General features: G+C 70.6%; 22 protein-coding genes and 1 tRNA gene. 14 read left to right on the top strand and 9 right to left on the bottom strand.

Annotated elements, in window-relative coordinates:
* Positions 1–99: 99 nt before the first annotated feature.
* Positions 100–1,263, bottom strand: a complete 1,164-nt coding sequence (locus ACFYY1_RS15575) for a P1 family peptidase (RefSeq protein ID WP_388585128.1) — start codon at positions 1,261–1,263, stop codon at positions 100–102.
* An 81-nt stretch (positions 1,264–1,344) separates the two neighbouring features.
* Positions 1,345–2,502, bottom strand: coding sequence for a low temperature requirement protein A (locus tag ACFYY1_RS15570; protein ID WP_388585126.1), 1,158 nt, complete (start codon positions 2,500–2,502; stop codon positions 1,345–1,347).
* A gap of 125 nt (positions 2,503–2,627) precedes the next feature.
* Here ACFYY1_RS15570 and ACFYY1_RS15565 point away from each other — a divergent pair, with 125 nt between their 5' ends.
* Genes ACFYY1_RS15565 through ACFYY1_RS15540 form a run of 6 tightly spaced genes read left to right on the top strand, consistent with a single transcriptional unit; the run spans position 2,628 to position 8,079 of the window.
* Positions 2,628–3,824 carry an MFS transporter gene (locus ACFYY1_RS15565; protein ID WP_388585123.1) on the top strand — a complete coding sequence of 399 codons (1,197 nt, stop codon included), beginning with the start codon at positions 2,628–2,630 and terminating at the stop codon, positions 3,822–3,824.
* The gene (locus ACFYY1_RS15560) at positions 3,821–6,130 is read left to right on the top strand and encodes a molybdopterin oxidoreductase family protein (RefSeq protein ID WP_388585121.1); all 2,310 of its coding nucleotides are present in this window, start codon (positions 3,821–3,823) and stop codon (positions 6,128–6,130) included. The genes ACFYY1_RS15565 and ACFYY1_RS15560 overlap by 4 nt, the downstream gene beginning before the upstream one ends.
* Before the next feature lie 7 nt (positions 6,131–6,137).
* Complete coding sequence (locus ACFYY1_RS15555) at positions 6,138–6,740, top strand: 4Fe-4S dicluster domain-containing protein (protein ID WP_388585119.1); 603 nt, start codon at positions 6,138–6,140, stop codon at positions 6,738–6,740.
* Positions 6,737–7,456, top strand: coding sequence for a ubiquinol-cytochrome c reductase iron-sulfur subunit (locus ACFYY1_RS15550; protein ID WP_388585117.1), 720 nt, complete (start codon positions 6,737–6,739; stop codon positions 7,454–7,456). Before ACFYY1_RS15555 ends, ACFYY1_RS15550 begins: the two co-directional genes overlap by 4 nt.
* Positions 7,453–7,848: a hypothetical protein gene (locus tag ACFYY1_RS15545; RefSeq protein ID WP_388585115.1), complete on the top strand. Its 396-nt coding sequence runs from the start codon at positions 7,453–7,455 to the stop codon at positions 7,846–7,848. The genes ACFYY1_RS15550 and ACFYY1_RS15545 overlap by 4 nt, the downstream gene beginning before the upstream one ends.
* Positions 7,849–7,869: 21 nt before the next feature.
* Positions 7,870–8,079: a hypothetical protein gene (locus ACFYY1_RS15540; protein ID WP_326766087.1), complete on the top strand. Its 210-nt coding sequence runs from the start codon at positions 7,870–7,872 to the stop codon at positions 8,077–8,079.
* A 58-nt stretch (positions 8,080–8,137) separates the two neighbouring features.
* Here ACFYY1_RS15540 and mscL read toward each other — a convergent pair whose 3' ends face one another.
* From mscL to ACFYY1_RS15510, 6 genes are all read right to left on the bottom strand, one after another.
* Complete coding sequence (gene mscL, locus ACFYY1_RS15535; protein ID WP_388585113.1) at positions 8,138–8,644, bottom strand: large conductance mechanosensitive channel protein MscL; 507 nt, start codon at positions 8,642–8,644, stop codon at positions 8,138–8,140.
* 123 nt (positions 8,645–8,767) lie between these two features.
* Positions 8,768–9,301, bottom strand: a complete 534-nt coding sequence (locus tag ACFYY1_RS15530; RefSeq protein ID WP_388585111.1) for an RcpC/CpaB family pilus assembly protein — start codon at positions 9,299–9,301, stop codon at positions 8,768–8,770.
* A gap of 337 nt (positions 9,302–9,638) precedes the next feature.
* Positions 9,639–10,472: an S-methyl-5'-thioadenosine phosphorylase gene (locus ACFYY1_RS15525; RefSeq protein ID WP_388585109.1), complete on the bottom strand. Its 834-nt coding sequence runs from the start codon at positions 10,470–10,472 to the stop codon at positions 9,639–9,641.
* Between the two features lie 92 nt (positions 10,473–10,564).
* Positions 10,565–10,930, bottom strand: a complete 366-nt coding sequence (locus ACFYY1_RS15520; RefSeq protein ID WP_388585106.1) for an FmdB family zinc ribbon protein — start codon at positions 10,928–10,930, stop codon at positions 10,565–10,567.
* 66 nt (positions 10,931–10,996) lie between these two features.
* Positions 10,997–12,280, bottom strand: a complete 1,284-nt coding sequence (locus ACFYY1_RS15515) for an MFS transporter (RefSeq protein ID WP_388585103.1) — start codon at positions 12,278–12,280, stop codon at positions 10,997–10,999.
* Positions 12,281–12,719: 439 nt separating this feature from the next.
* A complete protein-coding gene (locus ACFYY1_RS15510) occupies positions 12,720–14,204 on the bottom strand; it encodes a potassium/proton antiporter (RefSeq protein WP_388585519.1) in 1,485 nt (494 codons plus the stop codon).
* Between the two features lie 380 nt (positions 14,205–14,584).
* Between ACFYY1_RS15510 and ACFYY1_RS15505 the strand changes: the two genes are divergently transcribed.
* On the top strand, positions 14,585–17,353 hold the full coding sequence (locus ACFYY1_RS15505) for a penicillin acylase family protein (RefSeq protein ID WP_388585101.1): 2,769 nt from the start codon (positions 14,585–14,587) through the stop codon (positions 17,351–17,353).
* 12 nt (positions 17,354–17,365) lie between these two features.
* Here ACFYY1_RS15505 and ACFYY1_RS15500 read toward each other — a convergent pair whose 3' ends face one another.
* Positions 17,366–17,947 (bottom strand): 5-formyltetrahydrofolate cyclo-ligase, encoded by a 582-nt coding sequence (locus ACFYY1_RS15500; RefSeq protein WP_388585516.1) that lies wholly within the window; start codon positions 17,945–17,947, stop codon positions 17,366–17,368.
* 114 nt (positions 17,948–18,061) lie between these two features.
* Here ACFYY1_RS15500 and galU point away from each other — a divergent pair, with 114 nt between their 5' ends.
* The 7 genes from galU (at position 18,062) to ACFYY1_RS15465 (ending at position 23,560) form a co-directional block, all read left to right on the top strand.
* Positions 18,062–18,964 (top strand): UTP--glucose-1-phosphate uridylyltransferase GalU, encoded by a 903-nt coding sequence (galU, locus tag ACFYY1_RS15495; RefSeq protein ID WP_388585098.1) that lies wholly within the window; start codon positions 18,062–18,064, stop codon positions 18,962–18,964.
* A gap of 4 nt (positions 18,965–18,968) precedes the next feature.
* Positions 18,969–20,279, top strand: a complete 1,311-nt coding sequence (gene glp / locus ACFYY1_RS15490) for a gephyrin-like molybdotransferase Glp (RefSeq protein WP_388585096.1) — start codon at positions 18,969–18,971, stop codon at positions 20,277–20,279.
* 123 nt (positions 20,280–20,402) lie between these two features.
* Complete coding sequence (gene moaC / locus ACFYY1_RS15485) at positions 20,403–20,921, top strand: cyclic pyranopterin monophosphate synthase MoaC (protein ID WP_388585093.1); 519 nt, start codon at positions 20,403–20,405, stop codon at positions 20,919–20,921.
* Entirely contained in the window at positions 20,918–21,448 is a 531-nt protein-coding gene (locus ACFYY1_RS15480) for a molybdenum cofactor biosynthesis protein B (protein ID WP_388585091.1), read from the top strand. Before moaC ends, ACFYY1_RS15480 begins: the two co-directional genes overlap by 4 nt.
* 17 nt (positions 21,449–21,465) lie before the next feature.
* Entirely contained in the window at positions 21,466–22,071 is a 606-nt protein-coding gene (locus ACFYY1_RS15475; protein ID WP_388585088.1) for a GNAT family N-acetyltransferase, read from the top strand.
* Positions 22,072–22,234: 163 nt separating this feature from the next.
* A complete protein-coding gene (glpR, locus tag ACFYY1_RS15470) occupies positions 22,235–23,389 on the top strand; it encodes a gephyrin-like molybdotransferase receptor GlpR (RefSeq protein ID WP_388585085.1) in 1,155 nt (384 codons plus the stop codon).
* Between the two features lie 97 nt (positions 23,390–23,486).
* Positions 23,487–23,560, top strand: a tRNA-Ala gene (locus ACFYY1_RS15465).
* The last annotated feature ends 8 nt before the right edge of the window (positions 23,561–23,568 follow it).

Genomic DNA, 23,568 nt, shown 5'->3' with positions numbered 1-23,568 from the left:
CTGCGTGCATAACGTAGTCCCTGGGTCCGACATCGTGACCGGGGTTCAGGAAAACGTATGACGCACGCAGATGGTTCCTGTCGGTTCGTCCGAACTTCCTTAGCCGGCAGGCGAGTCGGGCTCCGGGGCGCCGCCGGCCGGCTGCCGTGGAGAGTGCGGCGGTATGCCGTAGAGGTCGCTGTACGCGGGGTAACAGGCGGCGCTCGGGCGGCCGTCGACGCTCCGAGCTGCGCGTACGGCCTTCACGATGGCGCGCGCGAGCGCATCCGCACCGGCCGCCAGCAGGTCGTTGAGCGCGATCGGATTCCCCGGATCCAGCGGCCGTTCGCCGGTGGCCAGCGCGAAAACGGTGTCCCCGTCGGTGAGCAGATGTACGGGGCGGACGGCGCGCGCCAGTCCGTCGTGCGCCGTCCCCGCGAGCTTCTGCGCCTGGGGACGGGTGAGGTCGGCGTCCGTGGCGACGACGGCGAGCGTGGTGTTGAGCGGGGGCCGCGCGTTCGCGTCGCGCACCTCGGCGAGCCGCTGCTGCGCCGCACGGAGGATCTCGGGCGCCGGGTGCACCGGAGGTTCGGCGGCGCCGTACTCCCCGTACAGCACCCCGGTACGCGGATCGGCCACCGAGCCCGCCGCGTTCACCACGACGAGCGCGGCGACCGTGATCCCGGAGGGCAGCCGCAGGCTCGCCGTGCCCACGCCGCCCTTGAGCTGCCCGGCGACCGAGCCCGTACCGGCGCCCACGTTGCCCTCGGCCACCGGCGCCCCGGGCTCCGTGGCCGCCGCGTCCTCCACCGCCGCGCGGCCCGTCGAGGCGTCGGGGCGGGCCCGCCAGTCGCCGCCCCGCCCCAGGTCGAAGACGCACGCGGCGGGGACCACCGGCACCACCTGCGCCGGGTCGGGGCCGACCCGCACCCCGCGTCCCCGCTCCTCCAGCCAGGCCATCACGCCGGACGCCGCGTCCAGGCCGTAGGCGCTGCCGCCCGTCAGGACGACGGCGTCGATGCGCTGCACCAGATTGCGCGGATCGAGCGCGTCCGTCTCCCGGGTGCCGGGACCGCCGCCGCGCACATCGACGGCCGCGACCACACCGCCCTCGGGGGCGAGAACGACGGTGGTACCGCTCAGCGCGCCCTCTCCCGGTACCCGCGCATGGCCGACGCGGAGCCCCGCGACATCGGTCAGCGCGTCGAGCGGCCCGGCCGTGTGCGGGGGTTCGGTCTTCGGCGGGGCGGCGGGGCCCGTCGCCCCGCGGGGTCGTTCCGTCATCGAGTGCTCCTCACCACGTGCTCCTCACCACGCGAGCCGTCGTCGTCCGCCGCCCCGCCCGTCTGCCGCACTCCGTCGCTCTCACCCGGCCAGGCCGGGCCGCCGGGACAGCAGCTCTCCCGCGGCCACGGTCGCCGCGGCCACCAGACCGGCCGCGAAGACCGCCCACCCGCCGGCGAACGTACAGGCCAGGATCGCCAGCGCGGCCACGGGCAGGGGCAACTGCTCCGCGAGGTCGCGCTTGAAGTGGCGGGCGTGCAGCGCCCACACCGTCAGCAGGAAGAGCGCGGAGGGAATGGTCACCGCGGCGGCGGCCACCGTGTCCGAGACGTGGGCCTTGCCCACGGCCTCCTCCACCGCGACCTCGATGCCCGCGCCGATGGCGGCCGCGGAACCGAAGATCAGGAAGTGTCCGTATCCCCAGAGGAACGCTTCCCTGCTGCCGCGCAGGTAGTCATGGATCGGTACGGCGAAATAGATCCACCAGGCGGAGAAGACGATCAGCAGCCCGCCCGCGGCGATCGGCAGCAGTTCACCGAGCGCGTCGTGCTCGTACACCCCCTGCTGGACCGCGACCGTGGCCGCCGCGATGGTCTCGCCCAGCACGATGATCGTGAACAGTCCGTACCGCTCACCGATGTGGCGCGGATGCCAGCTCGTCGAGCGGTCGCGCTCGGCGAGCATCGGAACGGACAGTTCCGCCAGCACGAGCACGACGAAGACGGAGGTGTGGGCTCCACGTGATTCGGCGGGCAGCAGAAGCATGGCGATCCAGCCCAACTGCACCACCGAGATCCCGACGGCGTACCGCAGCGCGACGCGCCGCTCCCCGTCCCGGGTGCAGTGCGCGGCGCGCAGCCACTGGCTGGTCAGCGCGAGCCGCATCACCACGTAACCGATGACGACGACCGTCCAGTCGCCCGCGTCGAAGGCGCGCGGCACCCCGGCGGCGAGGATGAGCACACCGGTGATCTGGACCAGGGTGACGACGCGGTACAGCGGGTCGTCGGTGTCGTAGGCCGAGGCGAACCAGCTGAAGTTGACCCAGGCCCACCAGATCGCGAAGAAGACGGCGGCGTAGCTGCCGATTCCGGCGAGGGCGTGGCCCTCGGCGACGGCGTGCACCAGCCGTGCGCCCGCCTGGGCCACGGCGACGACGAAGCACAGGTCGAAGAAGAGTTCCAACGGGGTCGAGGCACGGTGCTCCTCGGTACGGCTGCGAGCCGTCATTACAGGCATGGGAGCCAGCACACCAGACAGGCGCCGGGCACGCTGAACGGGGGATGCCCCGAACGCACGACCGGGCTCACCCGGACGAGCCGTAAATCAGGACCAACCATCAGATACCGCCCTACGGTGACGGGGTGACCGAGCCGCCAGAAGCCTCCGACGAAGCCGCGCAGCCCACACCCGGTGCACGTACCGGCCCCGCCGGAGCATCCGGCTCGGACGCCCCCACCGGTTCCACCAGCCCCACCAGCCCCGTCGGCTCCCCCGACGCGGGGCGGGGGCCCGGTGCCCTGCCGCCCACCGGGGCCCGCTCCGTCAACGGCCGGGCGACCGCGGCCGGGGTCATCGTCTCCGCCCTCCTGATCCTCGCGATCGTGCTCGGCAGCCGACTGCTGGAGAACTTCGACTCCGCTCTTCTCCCGTACGCCGTCGCCACCGTCTTCCTCGCCTTCGGCGTCGCCTACCGTTACACGGTCTGGGTCTCCGCGCCCGGCGCCCGGCGGCTGTTCAAGCAGGGGTGGCGGAGCTTCTTCTCGGTGGCCAACTTCCGCAGGGCCCCCACCGCACTGCCCCGGATGATCGCCACCTATCTGGGCTTCCAGAAATTCCTCGGCGCCCGCTCGCACGCCCGCTGGGCCGCCCATCAGCTGATCTTCTGGGGCTGCGTCCTCGCCGCACTGATCACTTTCCCGCTGACCTGGGGCTGGTTCACCTTCACCTCCGGCAGCGGCTCGGGGCCCGGCTACGAGATGCGTATCTGGGGCTTCAAGATCATCGGTTTCGACTCCCTGGACTTCCTGGGCTGGCTGATGTTCCACGGCCTGGACATCGCCGCCGTGCTCGTCATCCCCGGCGCCTCGTACTTCCTGTGGCGCCGGATGAAGGACCGCGGCGCCATCACCGGCCAGCGCTTCGCCTACGACCTGGTCCCGCTGATCGCGCTCATTGTCATCTCCGTGACCGGTCTGCTGCTCACCTTCTCGTCGCTCTTCCTGCACGGCGGCGGATACGAGTTCCTGGCGGTCCTCCACATGGTGTCGGTGGTGTTCACCCTCATCTACATCCCGTTCGGGAAGTTCTTCCACATCGTCCAGCGCCCGGCCGCGGTCGGCATGCAGCTGTTCAAGTACACCGCCCGGCAGGACGAGGAGGTCTTCGCCTGCCGCCGCTGCGAGGAACCCATCGACACCGGGCCCTACGTCGAGAACCTCCGCGGCACCATGCGCGACCTCGGCCTCGACTTCGACGAGTGGGCCGAATACTGCCCGCGCTGCAAGCGGGTGCTGCGTGGCAGTGCCTATCTCTCCCAGGTGAAGAAGGGCTACAAGTGACCGCGGATCCGCGTGCGGCTGTTCCTCTCGACCCCTCTCTCGCGCCGCCCGGCACCCGCTCCTTCCGGGACGCGGGCGGGATCCCCGCCGACCGGTGGCACGCCGACCAGGACGGCGAGACGCTCGTCCCCACCCACTGCTGCTTCTGCGGGGTGCAGTGCGGGATGTATCTGCGCGTCGACCGCGGAGGCAAGGTCTTCGGCGTCGAACCCCGCAACCACGACATCAACCGGATGCGGCTGTGCCCCAAGGGGATCAACGCGTACCAGCAGGTCAACCACCCCGACCGGCTCACCGCCCCGCTGCTGCGCCGCTCCCGTGACGAGGACTTCCGCGAGGTCTCCTGGGACGAGGCCCTCGACTTCACCGTCGCCGAGATCAAGCGCATCCAGCAGCGCTACGGGAACGACGCCTTCGGGCTCCTCGGCGGTGCCAGCCTCTTCTCCGAAAAGACCTATCTGGTCGGCAAGTTCGCCCGGGTCGCCCTCAAGTCCCGGCACGTCGACTACAACGGCCGGCTCTGCATGGTCAGTGCCGCGGGCGCCAACAAGCTCGCCTTCGGCATCGACCGGGCCGGCAACCCCTTCTCCGACATCCTGCTCACCGACTGTCTGCTGATCGCGGGCTCCAACGTCGGCGAGTGCTTCCCCGTGATGACCCAGTACGTGTGGGGGGCGCGGGACCGCGGTGCGAGCCTGATCGTCGTCGACCCGCGGGAGACCGCGATCGCCCGGACGGCCGACATCCATGTCGCCCTCAAGCCCGGCACCGATTCGGCCTTCTTCAACTCCGTGCTGCACGTGGTCATCGAGGAGGGGCTGACCGACGAGACCTATCTCGCCGCCCACGCCACCGGCTGGGAGGAGGTGAAGGCCAAGGTGGCCGAGTACCCGCCGTACCGGGCCGCCGAGATCTGCGGCATCCCCGTCGAGCAGATCACCCAGGTCGCCCGCGCCTTCGCCCGCGCGCCCAAGGCCATGGCCTGGCACGCCCGGGGCATCGAGCACCACTCGCAGGGTGTCGAGAACTGCCTCAGCGTGATCAACCTCTGCACCGCCACCGGTCACATCGGCCGTCCGGGCGCCGGTTACGGCACCATCACCGGCCAGGGCAACGGGCAGGGCGGCCGTGAGCACGGGCAGAAGGCCGACCTTCTGCCCGGCGGCCGCTCGATCATGAACGAGGAGCACCGTAGGCAGATCTGCGAGATCTGGGGCATCGAGGAGTCCGAACTCCCGCCCGCCGGCACCTCGATGATGGAAATGGTCTGGCAGATGCGGCGCCGCGAGATCCGCGGACTGATCGGCATCTGCAACAACCCCTTCGTCTCCCTCCCCAACTACAGGGTGGTCAAGGAGGGGTACGACGCCACGGAGTTCCACGCTCAATTCGACTTCTTCCTTTCCGAGACCGCTGCCAACGCGCATGTCGTCTTCCCCGTCACCACCTGGGCCGAGGACGAAGGGGTGATGGCCAACGCCGAGGCCCGGGTGGTCAAGCACAACAAGGCCCAGGACCCACCGCCCGGAGTACGGACCGACACCTGGGTGATGTGCGAACTCGCCAGGCGCCTCGGCGCGGGCGACAAATTCGCCTTCGCCGACTCGCGCGCCGTCTTCGACGAACTGCGGACCGCCTCCGCCGGCACCGTCAACGACTACTACGGCATCACCTACGAACGTCTGGAGGAGACCGGCGGGATCGCCTGGCCCTGCCCCGCCACCGACCACCCCGGCACCCCCCGGCTCTTCGAGGACGGCAGGACCTACCACCCCGACGGCAAGATCCATATGCAGGTCGTCGAATGGCACCCGCCGATGGACCCGTACGACGACGAGTACCCCATGTCGCTCACCACCGGGCGCACCGTCGCCCACTTCCTCTCCGGCAACCAGACCCGCCGCCTGGGCGCCCTCGTGGAACAGACCCCGCGTCCCTGGGCCGAGCTCCATCCCTCACACGGCTTCCGCAACGGCGAACCGGTCCGCGTCGTCACCCGGCGCGGCAGCGAGGTCTTCCCCGCCCTGGTCACCGAGGCGATCCGCCCCGACACCGTCTTCATCCCGTACCACTGGCCCGTCCCCACCGCGGCCAACGCCCTCACCATCGACGCCCTCGACCCCCGCTCCAAGATTCCCGAGTACAAGGTGTGCGCCTGCCGTATCGAGCACGCCGCGAAGATCGACGACGTCCCCGAACCGCCTGTCGCCCCCGGCCAGGTCGGCTACCCGGAGACCCAGGTCTCCCGCACCGACCCGTTGCCGCCCACGGCCCCCCAGGGGCGTGGCACCTCGGAGAGGAGCTGACCGCCCCATGATGGGCAGAACGATCTTCATCGACCCGGGGCGCTGTATCGGCTGCCAGGCCTGCGTCTCCGCCTGCAGGGAATGCGACTCGCACCGCGGCAAGTCGATGATCCATCTCGACTACACCGACGAGGGCCGGTCCGTGGCCTCCCTTCCCACCGTCTGCATGCACTGCGAGGACCCGGTCGCCCCGTGCGCCGAGGTCTGTCCCGCCGACGCGATCCTGGTGACCGCCGACGGTGTGGTGCAGCAGGCCGACACCTCCCGCTGCATCGGTTGTGCCAACTGCGTCAACGCCTGCCCCTTCGGCGTCCCGAAGATCGACCTCCAGGCGAAGCTGCAGATGAAGTGCAACCTCTGCTACGACCGCACCGCCTACGGCCTCGCCCCCATGTGCGCGACCGTCTGCCCGACCGGGGCGCTGTTCTACGGGACCGTCGAGGAGCTCCAGGCGGAGCGCCCCGGCGTCCAGGTCGCCGACACCTTCACCTTCGGCCGGAGCGAGGTACGCACCGGCGTGGCCATGGTCGTACCCGCCGACCGGGTGCAGTGGCCGGTGCCCGGCGGCCTTCCCGTCGTCGAGATCAACGGGAAGGACGTCCGCCGATGAGCGTCACCGACCAGCCGCCCTCCGGCGATCCGCGCGAAGCCCTGCACGACCGGATCGCCGCCGACTCCCTCACCACCCGGCGCGACTACCTCCGGATCGTGGTGACCGTCTCCGGCGGGCTCGCCGTCGGCGGTCTCGGCGTGGCGAGCGGGATCCTGCCGCGCCACGGCGACCCCGACGACGGCAAGACGCCCTCGCCGAAGAAGATCGCCGCGCAGTTGCTGCCCGGTGAGTCCCTCGCCTTCCACTACCCGGACGAGGAGGACAAGGCGGTCGCCGTCCGGCTGGACGACGGCACCCTCGTCGGCTACTCCGCGATCTGCACCCATCTCGCCTGTGCCGTGCTCTGGCGCAAGGACCGCGGTGCCGAGGGGGAGCTGTACTGCCCCTGCCACGAGGGCGTCTTCGACGCCCGCACCGGTGAGGTGACCGCCGGACCGCCGCCCCGTGCGCTGCCCAAGGTGATGCTCATCGAACAGACCGACGGCAGCATCTGGGCCATCGGCACGACGCGCTCGGGCGAGAGCATCGAGCAGGGTCTGTGCCGCCGGTTCCGCGCCGACCGCCCGGACCTCGCCTCCCGTATCGGCTGCCCCGCCGTCGAGGGCGGCGGAGCGGAAGGACCCGCGGCCGCGGCACCGGGGACCGCCGGGGCCGGGATCGGGGACGGAGCCGGAGTCGGAGCCGAGGGCGAGACCCCTGGCAGGCGGGCATGAGCGACGCCCGGCAGTCCCGGAACCAGGAGCACCCGGAGCGTCATGAGTATCCGGAGTACCACCCGGGAAGTGCTCGCCCCGAACTCAACCGGCCCGTCCACGAGCGTTATCCGCAGATCCGGGCCACCAGCGGCTACGGCGACCCCCGGATCCGCCACACCGGCCCCGGCCCGGGGGCCGGTACCGACCAGGAGCCCGAGCGGTCCTCGAAACTGACGGCCCGGCTGGCCCTCGCCATGACGGTGGTCATCGGACAGCTCTGGGGACTGACCGTCATCATCGACGCATGGATGGAGGGCAACACCGGCACGGCCTGGTGGGGTGCCGGCTTCCTCTGTCTGTCGTTCCTCGTCGTTCTCGGGCTGTGGCTGATCGATCCGAAGGACCGCTGACCGTCGCCGTACCCTTGACGTATGAGCACCGCCCCCGCCCCCGGCCCGCGTGATTCGAAGCCCTCCCAGCCGGACCGGCCGAAACCGAAACCGGCTCTGATCTTCGACGATCCGCTGGACCAGCAGTCCGCGGACGATACGGACCGAGGATGGGGCGAGCGGGCCCCGGCCGGTGGCAGCGCCGCCGATCTGGCGCGCTTCCTCGACGAGAAGCCGCCCCACCACATCTGATTCCCCGCTCCGTGGTGGTCCGGCGGCGTCGCCGCCGGTTCTTCCACTGCGCGTCGCGCTACTGGTCGTGATCCCGGCCGGGGTTCTCGCCGGTCCCGCCCGCCGGGCCGCCGCGCTGCGAGACGAGGGCGTCGCGGATCTCCTTCAGCACCTCCAGCTCGCTCACCTCCAGCGTCTCCTGCACCCCTTCCTTCGCGGCCTGCATCGCTGCCCGCTTGGCCAGGTACTTGGCCATGGGCAGGACCATCAGGAAGTACACGACGGCCGCCGTGATCAGGAAGCTGAGGGTGGCGCTGAGCACCGAGCCCCACAGGATGCGGATGCCCTCGGTGGCCTCGCCCGTCTTCGGATCCGTGATGCAGGGGCCCTTGAGGCAGGAGCTGTAGCCCTCCAGGTCCTTGGTGCCGAACGCGCCGACGAGCGGGTTGATGACCCCCTTGACGATCGAGTTCACGATCTGGGTGAATGCGGCACCGATGACGACGGCGACCGCCAGATCGATCACATTGCCGCGCATCAGGAAGGCTTTGAACCCTTCCAGCAGACTGACCTTTTTCTCGCTCACAGGTGAGCCTTCCTTCGCGTGTGCGGTAGGCGGAGCAAACTCCTCCGCAACTTACGGCAGTACGCGTGGAAACCACCCAATCCTCTGGTTTGGCAAGGTGACTTGACCGGTCATCAGTGCGAATCAACATAGAGTCACCGCCAGTTGGGACGAGATGCCCGCGCCGGCCAGTGCGGTGGCGGTTTCCCGGGGGACGGCCAGCACGATCAGCGCACCGTTCTCCGTGAAGCCCTCGGAGCCCCCGGAGCCCTCGAAGCCGTCTGCCTCGCTGTGCGGCACCTCCGCCACCCGTGCACCCTTCGCCAGCACCCGGACCCCGGCCCCGGCCCCGTGTCCGGCCTCGGCCGCCCCGGCCCCGGCATCACCGGCGGCGATCACGTCGACGTGGTCACCCGGCCGCAATAAGCGCACCGTCCCCGCATCCGCGATCCGGACCGGCGCCGACACCAACCGAGCCGGTCGCCGCGCCCGCTCCGGCAGCGCCCCCGTCGTACGCCCGGCTCCCGCCCCGTACGCGGCATCGCCGCCCGCACCCGCGCCGCCCCCGCCCAGCCCCGTGGCGGCGAGCGCGGCGGCCGTCAGGGCCAGCCCGGCCGCAAGGGCACGGCGCTGCCGCCACAACGCCCGCCGCAGCCGGTGCCCGCTGCCTCCACGCACCCGCAGAGGCCCGAACGCGGGCACCCCACAGGGCGGCGGCACCGGCGAAGAAGGCGGCAACGAAGAAGGCGACGGAGCGGGTGACGAAGAAGACGACGGAGCGGGTGACGAAGAAGACGACGGAGCGGGTGACGAAGAAGACGACGGAGCGGGTGACGAAGAAGACGACGGAATCGGTGCGGAGGACGCGAACATGGTCGACACCACCTGCTGTGAGGAGTCACGGACACCCCTCACGATCCACCGTTCGCGAGATTCCCGCCGGGGCCTGTGGACAGCCCCGGAGCTGTGGACAACTCCGTCACCCACTCACGCCTCAGCTGTCCCGGCCATCGGGTTAAGGCAGCTCGATCCCCGTCTTGAGTCCGTCCAGCGCGTGCGAACACGGGCAGTCCCGGTCCGCCTCCGCGGGCAGTGCGGCCACCACGTCGAAGAGCACCGCGCGCAGCCGGTCCACATTGGCCGCGAACACCTTCAGCACTTCCCCGTGCGAGACGCCCTCGCCGGCCTCCGCGCCCGCGTCCAGGTCCGTGACCAGGGTCATCGTCGTGTAGCAGAGGCCCAGCTCACGGGCGAGCACGGCCTCCGGGTGACCGGTCATCCCGACCACCGACCAGCCCATCGCCGCATGCCACCGCGACTCGGCGCGGGTCGAGAAGCGCGGCCCCTCGACGACCACCAGCGTCCCACCGTCCACCGGTTCCCAGTTCTTCGCCCGAGCCGCCGCCAGCGCGGCCCTGCGCCCCTCGGGGCAGTACGGATCGGCGAAGCCCAGGTGCAGGACGTTCGGCTCCGCCCCGTCGGCCCGGGGCACTCCGTCGTAGTACGTCTGGGTCCGGGCCTTGGTGCGGTCCACCATCTGGTCGGGCACGAGCAGGGTGCCCGGACCGTACTCCGGACGCAGGCCGCCCACCGCGCACGGGCCGAGCACCTGACGTACACCGACCGAGCGCAGCGCCCACAGGTTGGCCCGGTAGTTGATGCGGTGCGGCGGCAGGTGGTGGCCGCGTCCGTGGCGGGGGAGGAAGGCGACCCGGCGGCCGCCGACCTCGCCGAGGAAGAGGGAGTCGCTCGGCGGTCCGTACGGGGTGTCCACGCGCACCTCCGTGACGTCCTCCAGGAAGGAGTACAAGCCCGAGCCGCCGATGACACCGATCTCTGCGTTCACCATGCGGTCACAGTATCGGTGTGCGAAAACGCCGGGAGCCCCGCCGAACGGATCGGCGGGGCTCCCGGCAGAAGCCTGGTGCGGTGTGCTGCGGCTCAGGCGGCCGAGGTGCCGCTCTTCGAGGAAGAGGAAGAGGAGGCGGAGGCCGGGGAAGAGGACGCGGACGACTTCGAGTCGGATCCCGTGGAGGCCGACGTCGAGGACGCGGACGACGAGGAGTCGGACGACGAAGCGGAACCGGAAGCCTTCGCCGAGGACGAAGCCGGCGTGCTGCTCGACGAGGAGCCGCGGCTGTCGTTCCGGTAGAAACCGGAACCCTTGAAGACGATGCCGACCGCAGAGAACACCTTCTTCAGGCGTCCATCGCAGCTCGGGCACACGGTGAGGGCGTCATCGGTGAACTTCTGCACCGCCTCAAGGCCCTCGCCACATTCGGTGCACTGGTACTGATAGGTCGGCACTTGCTCCTCCTGGCACTCTGACTCAATGAGTGCTAACGACGCTCCATACTGACGTATTCCGCAGCATCAGTCCACCGTGACCGGCTTCCGGTGACCGACACCACGTGCCACGGTCCGTCCCGGGGCGGCGGCCGCGAGCCTGGAGCGCAGCGAAACCAGGGTGATCAGCGCCAGTACGGTCCCCACGAGCGGGACCAGGAAACCGGTGCTGGCCCCGTGGGCGTCCGCGAGCCGTCCGGCGACCGTCACCGCTGCCGCCTGGCCGAGCGCGACCGAGCCGGTCAGCCAGGTGAACGCCTCGGTCCGGGCGGACCCCGGCACCAGCGCGTCGACCAGGGTGTAGCCGCTGATCAGAGCCGGGGCGATGGAGAGCCCGACCAGCAGCCCGAGCCCGGCCAGCAGCGGCACCGAGTGCACCGCCCACAGCCCGGACGCGGTCAGGGTGAGTGCCGCGTACCCGACGATCAGCCGCCGCCGCGGCCCGCTCTTCCAGGCGATGGCACCGCAGGCGATCCCGGCCAGCATGTTGCCGGCCGCGAAGACCCCGTACAGCAGGCCGTTCGCTCCCGGGCGGCCGATCTCCTCGGCGAAGGCGGTCAGCGAGACCTGCATGCCGCCGAAGACCGCGCCGATCCCGAGAAAGGCCACGGCGAGCACCCGTACCCCCGGTACGGACAGGGCGGAGGCGTGCCGCTGGGAGGTGCCGGACTCGGCGTTGCGCACCGTGGGCTGGGTGCGGCGCTGTGCGGCGAAGAGCAGCCCGCCGACCAGGGACAGCGCGGCCTCCGTGATCAGACCGGCCGCCGGGTGCACCCCCGTGCACAGTGCGGTGGCGAGCACCGGGCCGATGACGAAGGTGAACTCGTCCGTCACCGATTCGAAGGCGGCGGCCGTGGACATCAGTGGCGAGGCCTCGCGGCCGGGTGCCGCACCGAGCACGGCCGCCCAGCGGGCCCGCACCATCGGCCCGACCTGCGGTACGGACGCACCCGTCGGCACGGCCGCCACGAACAGCGCCCACAGGGGCGCGTCCGCCAGCGCCAGCGCCGTCAGCGCCGAGACGGACGCCGCGTGCACCAGGACGCCGGGCAGCAGTACGGCACGCTGGCCGAACCGGTCGGCGAGCTTGCCGGTCTGCGGCGCGAACAGGGCCATGGAGACACCGGTCACGGCGGCGACGGCCCCCGCGCTGCCGTAGGAGCCGGTGGTGTGCTGGACGAGCAGCACGATGCCGATGGTCAGCATCGCGAAGGGCTGCCGTGCGGCGAAGCCCGGAAGAAGGAATGTCCACGCACCCGGGGTGCGCAGCAGCTGCCCGTAACCGGGGCGGTCGGTGACCGTGGACGCCACGGTCCATGCCTTTCTGCCGCCTGGTGGCCGAGCTCCCGCGCGGTGGCCGGCACGGGTGGGTGCGGGCTCGTTCGTGCGGGTGCTGCCGAGAGCTGTCCTCTTCGCGCGGAACTGCGGTAGATGCCGGGCGCTCAGCAGAGGCGGAGGACGCCACGACCGCCATACGGTCGCGCCAGCTCTGCGTCAGGCAGAGTTGGTCGTTCAGGTTGGTCGATCGGTTGGTGGATCGTTCGGCCGACCGATTTCGACGATCGGGTCGGCAGTTCGACTTCGTCGATCAGGCCGGTCGATCGGTTTCGTCGATCGGGTCGACCGGCCCCGTCATCAGGGGGCGATCGAGCCCCTTCATGATACAGGCAGGGGCCCTTGCGCACCTGTGATTGTGCGCAAGGACTCCATCGGCGCCTCGGATCGAAAGTGCCCGTGATGTGGGGTGCTCTCAGTGAGACGTCTTCGGGCCCCCTGCCTTGCCCAGCCAGCCCGCGAGCTTGCCGCCCTCGCCGACCGCGCGCAGCCGTTCCTCCGCCGCGTCGCGCACCGGATCGGTGGCGACCACCAGCAGCTCGTCGCCGCGCCGCAGCACGGTCGAGGGCGCCGGTACGAAGCTCTTGCCGTCCCGTACGACGAGGGTGACGGCGGCCCCGGCGGGCAGCCGCAGCTCCCCGACCTCCACGCCGTGCATCTTCGAGCGGCCGGGGATGGCCACCGACAGCAGATGACCGCGCAGCCGCTCCAGCGGCGCCGACTCGATGCCCAGGTCGGCGGTCTCGGCCGGATCCTCGGCGATCTTCAGGGCCTTCGCCAGCCAGGGCAGGGTCGGCCCCTGGATGAGGGTGTAGACGACGACGAGCACGAAGACGATGTTGAAGATGCGGGTGGAGCCCTCGACCCCGGCGACCATCGGGATGGTCGCCAGGATGATGGGCACGGCACCGCGCAGCCCGGCCCAGGACATGAGCGCCTTCTCCTGCCAGGGCAGCCGGAACGGCGCCAGCGAGATGAAGACCTCCAGCGGCCGCGCCACCACGGTCAGCACCAGGCCCACGATGATCGCGGGCCAGAAGTCGTCGAGCAGGTCGTGCGGCGTGACCAGGAGGCCGAGCAGCACGAACATGCCGATCTGCGCCAGCCAGCCGAGCCCGTCGGCGAAGCCGCGGGTGGCGGGCCAGTGCGGCAGCTTGGCGTTGCCGAGGATCATCGCCGCCAGGTAGACGGCGAGGAATCCACTGCCGTGGACCAGTGCGCCCGCCGCGTACGCGGACACCGCGATCGCCATCACGGCGATCGGGTAGAGGCCGGACGCGGGCAGTGCCACGCGGCGCAGCCCGTACGAGCCGAGCCAGCCGACGGCGATGCCCATGGCGGCGCCGATGGCGAGCTCCAGGGCTATCTCGCCGACCAGTACGTACCAGCTGTCCACCGGACCCTTGGTGGAGAAGGCGACCACCAGGATCACGACGGGGGCGTCGTTGAAGCCGGACTCGGCCTCCAGCACGCCGGTGACCCGGGCGGGCAGCGGCACCTTGCGCAGCACGGAGAAGACCGCGGCGGCGTCCGTCGACGAGACGACCGCGCCGATGATCAGCGACTGCCGCCACTCCAGACCGACCAGGTAGTGCGCCCCGGCCGCCGTGACACCGACACTCACCGCGACGCCGACCAGCGAGAGCATCGCCGCGGCGGGCAGCGCCGGCTTGATCTCTTTCCATTTCGTGCCGAGGCCGCCCTCGGCGAGGATCACGACCAGTGCGGCATAGCCGATGACCTGGGTCAGCTCGGCATTGTCGAACTTGACGTCGAAGAAGCCGTCCTGCCCTATGGCGATCCCGATGCCGAGGTAGAGGAGCAGGCTGGGGAGCCCGCTGCGGGACGAGACGCGCACCGCCACCACCGCGACGAGCAGTACGAGTGAGCAGACGAGCAGGAGTTCGTTGAGCGTGTGGACAGACAGTGGCCGTTCCTTCCCTGCGTGCGCCTGCCGAGTCGAACGAATCGACCCGACCGAACGGATCGATCCGACCGAACGAATCGATTTGACGGACGGATCGATCCGACCGAAGGGATCGATCCGACCGGACGGATCACGTCGTTCGATCCGATCGACCGGATCACCCCTCGGCATCGGCCGTTGGCGGCCGGTACTTCGTTACCTTACCTAATCTTTAACGTTTTCTTGATGCCTTCGAGCATTCGTACGATCGCTACGCAATTCGAATCATCCCGATACCGCGTCAGAGCCGTCCCGGCGCTGCGCCTATGGTTGCTCCTGCACTCCCTGGACCACCTGCCCCTCTAAGGACAGCGATGCCCGCCAACACAACCGCCCCTTCCGGTTCCACCGGCACCACCGGTTCGGCCGGTGCCGCCGGTGCGAAGACCGGCAGGAAGAAGGGGCGACGTGCCCGCCTGATCGTGATCGTTCTGGTGCTGGCGCTTGTCGCGGGTATCGGTTACGGAACGTTCTGGTCCGTATCCACCGTGCGGGCCTCGTACCCGCAGACGACCGGGTCGACGAAGCTCGAAGGCCTCGACGGGAACGTCGACGTCAAACGCGACAGCTACGGAATCCCGCAGCTGTACGCGGACTCGGACGCCGACCTCTTCCGCGCCCAGGGCTTCGTCCAGGCGCAGGACCGCTTCTGGGAGATGGACGTCCGCCGTCACATGACGGCCGGCCGGCTCTCCGAGATGTTCGGCTCCGGGCAGGTCGAGACGGACGCCTTCCTGCGCACGCTGGGCTGGCGCAAGGTCGCGCAGGAGGAGTACGACAACGTCCTGTCCGAGGAGACCAAGAAGAACCTCCAGGCGTACGCGGACGGCGTGAACGCCTACCTCAAGGGGCGCGACGGCAAGGACATCTCCGTCGAGTACGCGGCCCTCGGCTTCACCAACGACTACAAGCCGACCGAGTGGACCCCGGTCGACTCGGTCGCCTGGCTCAAGGCCATGGCCTGGGACCTGCGCGGGAACATGCAGGACGAGATCGACCGCTCGCTGATGACCAGCAGGCTCGACGCGAAGCAGATCGAGGACCTCTACCCGGCGTACCCGTACGACAAGCACCGGCCGATCGTCGACCAGGGCGCGATCTCCCCGGTCACCGGGAAGTTCGACCCGGACGCGACCCCGTCCGACAACGTCGGCTCGGACACCGCGCAGGGCGCCACCGAGGGCCTGAACACCCAGCTCTCCGCGCTCTCCGACACCCTCGACCAGATCCCGGCGCTGCTCGGCCCGAACGGCAACGGCATCGGGTCCAACTCCTGGGTGGTCTCCGGCAACTACACGACGACCGGCAAGCCGCTGCTCGCCAACGACCCGCACCTGGCGCCGCAGCTGCCCTCGCTCTGGTACCAGATGGGCCTGCACTGCCGTGAGATCAGCGCGAAGTGCCAGTACGACACCGCGGGCTACACCTTCTCCGGCATGCCCGGCGTGATAATCGGTCACAACCAGGACATCGCCTGGGGCTTCACCAACCTCGGCGCGGACGTCACCGACCTCTTCCTGGAGAAGGTCTCCGGCGACGGCTACCTGTACGACGGCAAGGTCGAGCCCTTCACCACCCGTGAGGAGACCATCAAGGTCGCGGGCGGCAAGGACCGGACGATCACCATCCGCGAGACGAACAACGGTCCGCTGGTCTCCGACCGCAGCAGCGAGATGGAGAAGGTCGGCCAGAAGGCCCCCGTCACCAACTCCGCCCCGGACCGGGCCGACGGCTACGCGGTCGCCCTGAAGTGGACCGCGCTGGACCCCGGCAAGTCCATGGACGCCGTCTTCGAGCTGAACCGGGCCAAGGACTTCAAGACCTTCCGGGCGGCGGCCGAGCACTTCGAGGTTCCCTCGCAGAACCTCATCTACGCCGACACCGACGGCAACATCGGCTACCAGGCACCCGGGAAGATCCCGGTCCGCCTCGACGGCGACGGGACGATGCCCAGCCCCGGCTGGTCCTCGAAGTACGGCTGGAAGAAGGAGCCGATCCCGTTCGACGAGCTGCCCTACGAGTACAACCCGAAGCGCGGCTACATCGTCACCGCCAACCAGGCCGTCATCGACGAGAAGAAGTACCCGCACCTGCTGACCAAGGACTGGGGCTACGGCAGCCGCAGCCAGCGGATCGACGACCTCATCCAGTCGAAGATCAAGGGCGGCGGGAAGATCTCGACCGAAGACATGCAGAAGATGCAGATGGACAACACCAGCGAGATCGCCGCGCTGCTGGTGCCCGAGCTGATGAAGATCAACGTCTCGGACAAGAGCGTCCGCGAGGCGCAGAAGCTCCTGGAGGGCTGGGACTACACCCAGGAGTCCGACTCGGCCGCGGCCGCGTACTTCAACGCGGTCTGGCGCAACATCCTCAAGCTGGCCTTCGGCAACAAGCTGCCCAAGGAGCTGCGGGTCGAGGGCGAGTGCCTCAACGTGCCCCGGGCCGGCGGTTCGGGCCCGGTCGACGAGCAGGACAGGCTGGTGCGCGAGTGCGGCCAGCGCGACGCGGACTCCGCCCAGCCCGACGGCGGTGACCGCTGGTACAAGGTGGTCGCCGACCTGATGGACGACGAGAACAGCGACTGGTGGAAGGCGCCGAGGAGCGGCCGGGACGAGCCGACCGAGAACCGTGACCAGCTCTTCGCCCGCGCCATGGAGGACGCCCGCTGGGAGCTGACCGCCAAGCTCGGCAAGGACATCACCACCTGGAGCTGGGGCCGGCTGCACCAGCTGACCCTGAAGAACCAGACCCTCGGCACCGAGGGCCCCGGCCTGCTCCAGCGGGCCCTCAACCGCGGCCCGTGGAACCTGGGCGGCGGCGAGGCCGCGGTGAACGCCACCGGCTGGAACGCGGCGGGCGGCTACGAGGTCGTCTGGGTCCCGTCGATGCGGATGGTGGTCAACGTGGGGGACTGGGACAAGTCCCGCTGGATCAACCTCACCGGCGCCTCCGGGCACGCGTTCAGCGCGCACTACACCGACCAGACCGACAAGTGGGTCAACGGCGAGCTGCTCGACTGGTCCTTCGGCACCAACGCCGTCGGCAAGTCGACGACCGACACCCTGACCCTCAAGCCCTAGGGCGACAGGGCCCTAGCGGCTCGTCCGGCGGCTCGCCGCCGGTGTCACCACCACATCGACGGGGTGGTCGTGCGGTTCCTCCGGGACCCGCGCGACCACCTCGTCGTCGTACAGCAGGACGATCAGCGCCGGATGCGCGTCCGCCGCCGTGAGCCGCGCCAGCACCCGGTCGTAGCTGCCGCCGCCGCGGCCGAGCCGCATGCCCCGCGCGTCCACCGCGAGCCCCGGCAACAGGACCGCGTCGGCCTCCAGGACGGCGTCGGGGCCCAGCGGCTCCCCGTCCGGCTCCAGCAGTCCGCGGCCGGCCCGGACGAGCCGCCCGGGCCCTTCGTACGGCGCCCAGTCCAGATCGTTGTCCGCGAGGAGCACCGGCAGCAGCACCCGCACGCCCCGGGCGCGCAGCGCGTCCAGCAGCGTGCGGGTCCCGGGTTCGGTGCCCACCGAGACGTACGCGGCGACGGTGCGGGCCCCGGACAACTCCGGAAGAGACAATGCGTTCCGGGACAGAACCGCATCGGCGTTCTCCACGTCTTCCCCGGTCAGAAGGCTTCGCGCGGCCAGCAGTTCACGCCGGAGCAGCGCCTTTCGGGACATCTCGGTGCTCAACGGGTACTCCCGGATCTCTCGCATGTACGTATGTGCGTATAGCCGTACAAAGTTAACCGGAGGCTCATCTTCCTCACATACGCACCGGTTATGGTTCTGCGCATGACTCAGGCGCACCCCAGGATCAGCAAGGCTGTCATTCCGGCCGCGGGACTCGGTACCCGCTTCCTGCCGGCCACCAAAGCCACTCCCAAGGAGATGCTGCCTGTGGTCGACAAGCCCGCGATCCAGTACGTCGTCGAGGAAGCGGTGACCGCCGGTCTCTCCGACGTGCTGATGATCACCGGTCGCAACAAGCGTCCGCTGGAGGACCACTTCGACCGCAATTACGAGCTGGAGTCCGCGCTGACCCGCAAGGGGGACGCCGAACGGCTCAAGAAGGTCCAGGAGTCGAGCGACCTGGCCACCATGCACTACGTCCGGCAGGGCGACCCGCGCGGCCTCGGCCACGCCGTGCTGTGCGCCGCACCGCACGTGGGGGACCAGCCGTTCGCGGTCCTCCTGGGCGACGACCTGATCGACCCGCGCGACCCGCTGCTGGCCCGCATGGTCGAGATCCAGGAGCGCGAGGGCGGCAGCGTGATCGCGCTGATGGAGGTCGCGCCGGAGCAGATCCACCAGTACGGCTGCGCGGCCGTGGAGCCCACCGCCGAGGGCGATGTGGTGCGCATCACCGGCCTCGTCGAGAAGCCCGAGGCGGGCGAGGCACCCAGCAACCTCGCCATCATCGGCCGGTACGTACTGGACCCCGCCGTCTTCGGCATACTGCGCAGGACCGAGCCGGGCCGCGGCGGCGAGATCCAGCTCACCGACGCCCTCCAGCTCCTCGCCGAGGACGAGAAGGCCGGCGGTCCGGTGCACGGTGTCGTCTTCAAGGGCCGCCGCTATGACACCGGTGACCGTAGCGATTACCTCCGTGCCATTGTCAGACTCGCGTGCGAACGTGAAGACCTGGGCCCGGACTTCAAGACCTGGCTCCGCAGTTACGTCACTGAGGAGATGTAGCACCTTGAGCAGCACGATCTGGTCGGTGGACGAGCACCTGGACGACATTCTCGGCGCGGTGCGACCGCTCGAACCCATCGAGCTGCAACTGCACGACGCCCAGGGCTGCGTCCTCGTCGAGGACGTCATGGTGGAGATCGCCCTGCCGCCCTTCGACAACAGCTCGATGGACGGGTACGCGGTCCGCGTCGCCGATGTCGAGGGCGCCGACGAGGAGTTCCCCGCGGTGCTCACCGTCATCGGTGACATCGCGGCGGGCAGCGACGGACTGCCCGGCGACCGGAGCCTCAGGCCCGGTGAGGCCGCCCGGATCATGACCGGCGCCCCGCTGCCGGCCGGTGCCGAGGCCGTGGTCCCGGTCGAGTGGACCGACGGCGGTACGGGCGGCGGCCCCGCCGACACCATGCGCTCCCTGCGGGAGGCCCCGGAGGGAGCGGGCGGCGAGGTCCGGGTGCACCGCCCGGTGGATGCCCGCGCCCATGTCAGGGCCCGCGGCAGTGACGTGAAGCCGGGCGATCTGGCGCTGGGCGCGGGATCGGTGATCGGCCCGCCGCAGATCGGCCTGCTCGCCGCGATCGGCCGCTCGACGGTGAAGGTGCGGCCCCGGCCGCGCGTCGTCGTCATCTCCACCGGCAGCGAACTGGTCCAGCCCGGCGAGGAACTGACGGGCGGTCGGATCTACGACTCGAACAGCTTCGCGCTCACGGCCGCGGCCAAGGACGCCGGAGCGATCGCGTACCGGGTCGGCGCCGTCACCGACGACGCCGACACGCTCCGCGCCACGATCGAGGACCAGCTGATCAGGGCCGACATCGTCGTCACCACCGGAGGCGTCAGCGTCGGCGCGTACGACGTCGTCAAGGAGGCCCTGTCCTCGGTGGGCGACGAGGACGAGCCGGGCAGCGGCATCGACTTCCGCAAACTCGCCATGCAGCCGGGCAAGCCGCAGGGCTTCGGCTCGATCGGCCCCGACCACACCCCGCTGCTGGCGCTGCCGGGCAACCCCGTCTCCTCGTACATCTCCTTCGAGCTGTTCGTACGGCCCGTGATCCGCACCCTGATGGGCCTCAAGGACGTGAACCGCCCCACCGTCCGGGCCGCGCTGAGCACGGACAAGGCGCTCACCTCACCTTCCGGCAAGCGCCAGTTCCTGCGCGGTACGTACGACGCGGAGGCCGGCACGGTCACCCCCGTCGGCGGTTCCGGATCGCATCTGATCGCCGCGCTCGCCCAGTCCGACGCGCTCATCGTGCTGCCCGAGGACGTCACCTCCGCCGAGCCCGGCACGGACACCGAGGTGATCCTGCTCCGCTGATCCCGGGGCGGTGGCGGTACGGTGTCTGGCGCTGTGCCTTCCCGGGGACACCCCCGGGCCCCCGGCCCGCACCCCGGTGCGGGCCGAGCGGGCAACCGGCGCCCTACCGCGAGGCGGAGTTAGTTGAGTACGCAGAACAGGCTGACGCACATCGACGAGGCGGGCGCGGCCCGCATGGTCGACGTCTCGGAGAAGGACGTCACCGCGCGGACGGCCCGCGCCAGCGGCCGGGTGCTCGTCTCGCCGCGCGTCGTCGAGCTGCTCCGCGGCGAGGGGGTCCCCAAGGGCGACGCCCTCGCCACCGCCCGGATCGCCGGGATCATGGGAGCCAAGCGCACCCCCGACCTGATCCCGCTCTGCCACCCGCTGGCCGTCTCCGGGGTCACGGTCGACCTGGGCGTGGCCGACGACGCCGTGGAGATCACGGCCACCGTGAAGACCACGGACCGCACCGGCGTCGAGATGGAGGCCCTGACCGCGGTCTCCGTCGCCGCGCTCACCGTGATCGACATGATCAAGGCGGTCGACAAGTCGGCGGTCATCACGGACGTACGGGTCGAGTCGAAGTCCGGCGGCAAGTCCGGCGACTACCGGCGCACCGAGGACTTCCGGCGCACCGGGCCGGACGGAGCGGACGCGTGACGGCGCCCGGGACGCCACCGGCTCCGGCCCCGTCCTCCTACCGCGCCCTCGTCGTCACCGCCTCCAATCGCGCCTCGGCCGGCGTCTACGCGGACAAGGGCGGCCCCCTGATCTCCGAGGCGCTCACGCAGCTCGGCTTCGCCGTCGACGGCCCGCAGGTCGTGCCCGACGGCGACCCGGTCGAACAGGCCCTGCGTGCCGGGGCGGCAGCCGGGTACGACGTCATCGTCACGACCGGCGGTACGGGCATCTCGCCCACCGACCGCACCCCCGAGGCCACCCGTCGCGTCCTGGACCACGAGATCCCCGGCATCCCCGAGGCGATCCGCGCCGAGGGCCGCGACAAGGTCCCCACCGCCGCGCTCTCCCGGGGCCTCGCGGGCGTCGCGGGCCGCACCCTCATCGTGAACCTGCCGGGCTCCACCGGCGGGGTGCGTGACGGACTCGCCGTCCTCGCCCGTCTCCTGGTGCACGCCGTCGATCAGTTGCGCGGCGGCGATCACCTCCGACCGGGGAGCCCGAGCTGAACGTCTCGACCTGGCCGGTGGTCCTCAGCGACGGCGAGATCGTGCTCCGTCCGATCAAGCTGCGCGACCAGCGCATGTGGCGCGAGGTCAACCGGCGCAACCGTGACTGGCTGCGCCCCTGGGAGGCGACCGTGCCGCCGCCCGCGCCGGGCGGACCGGTGGCCCAGCGGCCCACGTACCGTCAGATGATCCGCCATCTGCGCGCCGAGGCGAACGCGGGCCGGATGCTGCCCTTCGCCATCGAGTACCAGGGCCGGCTGGTCGGTCAGCTGACGGTCGCGGGGATCACCTGGGGCTCGATGTGCTCGGGCCATGTCGGCTACTGGGTCGACCAGGACGTGGCCGGCCGGGGTGTGATGCCGACCGCGGTCGCCCTCGCCGTCGACCACTGCTTCCGCACGGTCGGGCTGCACCGCATCGAGGTGTGCATTCGGCCGGAGAACGGGCCCAGCAGAAGAGTCGTGGAGAAACTCGGATTCCGCGAAGAGGGCCTGCGCCCGCGCTATCTCCACATCGACGGCGCCTGGCGGGACCACCTGATCTATGCGCTCACCGCGGAGGAAGTGCCCGACGGGCTGCTTCGGCGCTGGCACCAGTCGCGACCTGGGACGCCACAGAAATGAAATAAGTGTTCGATATTGATCGGCGGGTGACCGATGGCGAACGCACAAACACCCACGGTTGATCCGAACAATCACAAAAAAAGTCCGTGATATCAGCCGGATCGTGCGACACACCGGGCCAATTGGCGGATGCCCCCGCGCAAACCCCTCTACGGTGTGAGACGTGAGCAGCAGCGGCCTCATCTACGCAGTCATCGTCGGGGCCTGGGCCGCCTACTTGGTGCCGATGTGGCTCCGCAGGCAGGACGAACTCAACGAAGCCCGTCCGACGGAACGCTTCAGCACCGCCATCCGGCTGCTGTCCGGACGGGCGGCGATGGAGCGCCGGTACGCCAAGGAGCTGCGGGAGCGCACCGCCGAGGAGGCGGGGCCCGACGCCGACCCGGACGTCACCACGGACCACTTGGTCTCCGTGGACGTCCGGGCCTTCGCCGCGCCCGAGGCGCACACCGAGGCCCGGGTGCACGACCCGGCGCGTGCGCCCGAGCGCACGCCCGAGGAGCGCGCCGAACCGGCCCAGGCACAGGCACAGGCACAGGCACAGGCTTCCACCCGGCGCGCACGCCCGCGCCAGGGCGGATGGGACGCCGAGCGCGTCCGGCGCGCCCAGCGCCTCCAGGTCCTCGCGCGCCGTCGGCGCACCACCGTCGTCCTCTTCCTGGCCTTCACCCTCGGCGCGGTGGTCGCGGCGGTCGGCGGCCTGCACTTCCTCTGGGCACCCGCGGTCCCGGCCGTGCTGCTGAGCACGTACATCGTGCATCTGCGGGCCCAGGAGCGGCGCCGGTTCGCCTTCACCATGGACCGGCGCCGGGCCGAGGTGGCGGCGCAGCACCTGCGCGAGAGCCGCACCCGCAGGCACCAGCCGGCCGCGGCGGCCCCCGCCGAGCCCGACGAGGAGCCCGAAACGCGCCGCCCCGAGCCGGAGCCCGCGCCCGCGGTCTCCCCGCAGGAGGCCGGCCGCCGGGCCCTGGTCGAGCAGACGGACCACGCGGAGTGGGTCGACCAGCAGCGCGAACGCGGCCCGGTCCAGGGCGACAGCTGGGAGCCGGTCCCGGTCCCGCTGCCGACCTACGTCACCGCCCCGGTCGCCCCGCGCGCCACCGGCGGCGTCGAGGTCGGCAACCCGGAGACCTGGAGCGCGGCCCGCTCCAGCGCTGCCGAGCCCACCCAGACGGGCACCTCGCACCCCACGGCGCCCCCGGTCGACCCGGCGCCGCGCCAGCGCACCAACCAGTCCCGTCGCACCCGCGACCGCGGCCGGACCCCGCTCTTCGACCAGTACGAGGACGGGGAGCGCCCCAGAGCCGCCAACGAGTGAGCCCCTTCCGGGCCCGCTGCGCCGCCGCCTCGGCTGACCAGCACGGACCGGATTTCCGAGCACCCCGTTCGGGGTGCTAGAGTTTCACTCGTTGCAAGGGCCTGTGGCGCAGTCTGGTAGCGCACCTCGTTCGCATCGAGGGGGTCTGGGGTTCAAATCCCCACAGGTCCACCGCACAT

This window comes from Streptomyces sp. NPDC001890 (assembly GCF_042891445.1).
GTDB lineage: Bacteria > Actinomycetota > Actinomycetes > Streptomycetales > Streptomycetaceae > Streptomyces.
This window is presented reverse-complemented; position numbering and strand designations above follow the sequence as displayed.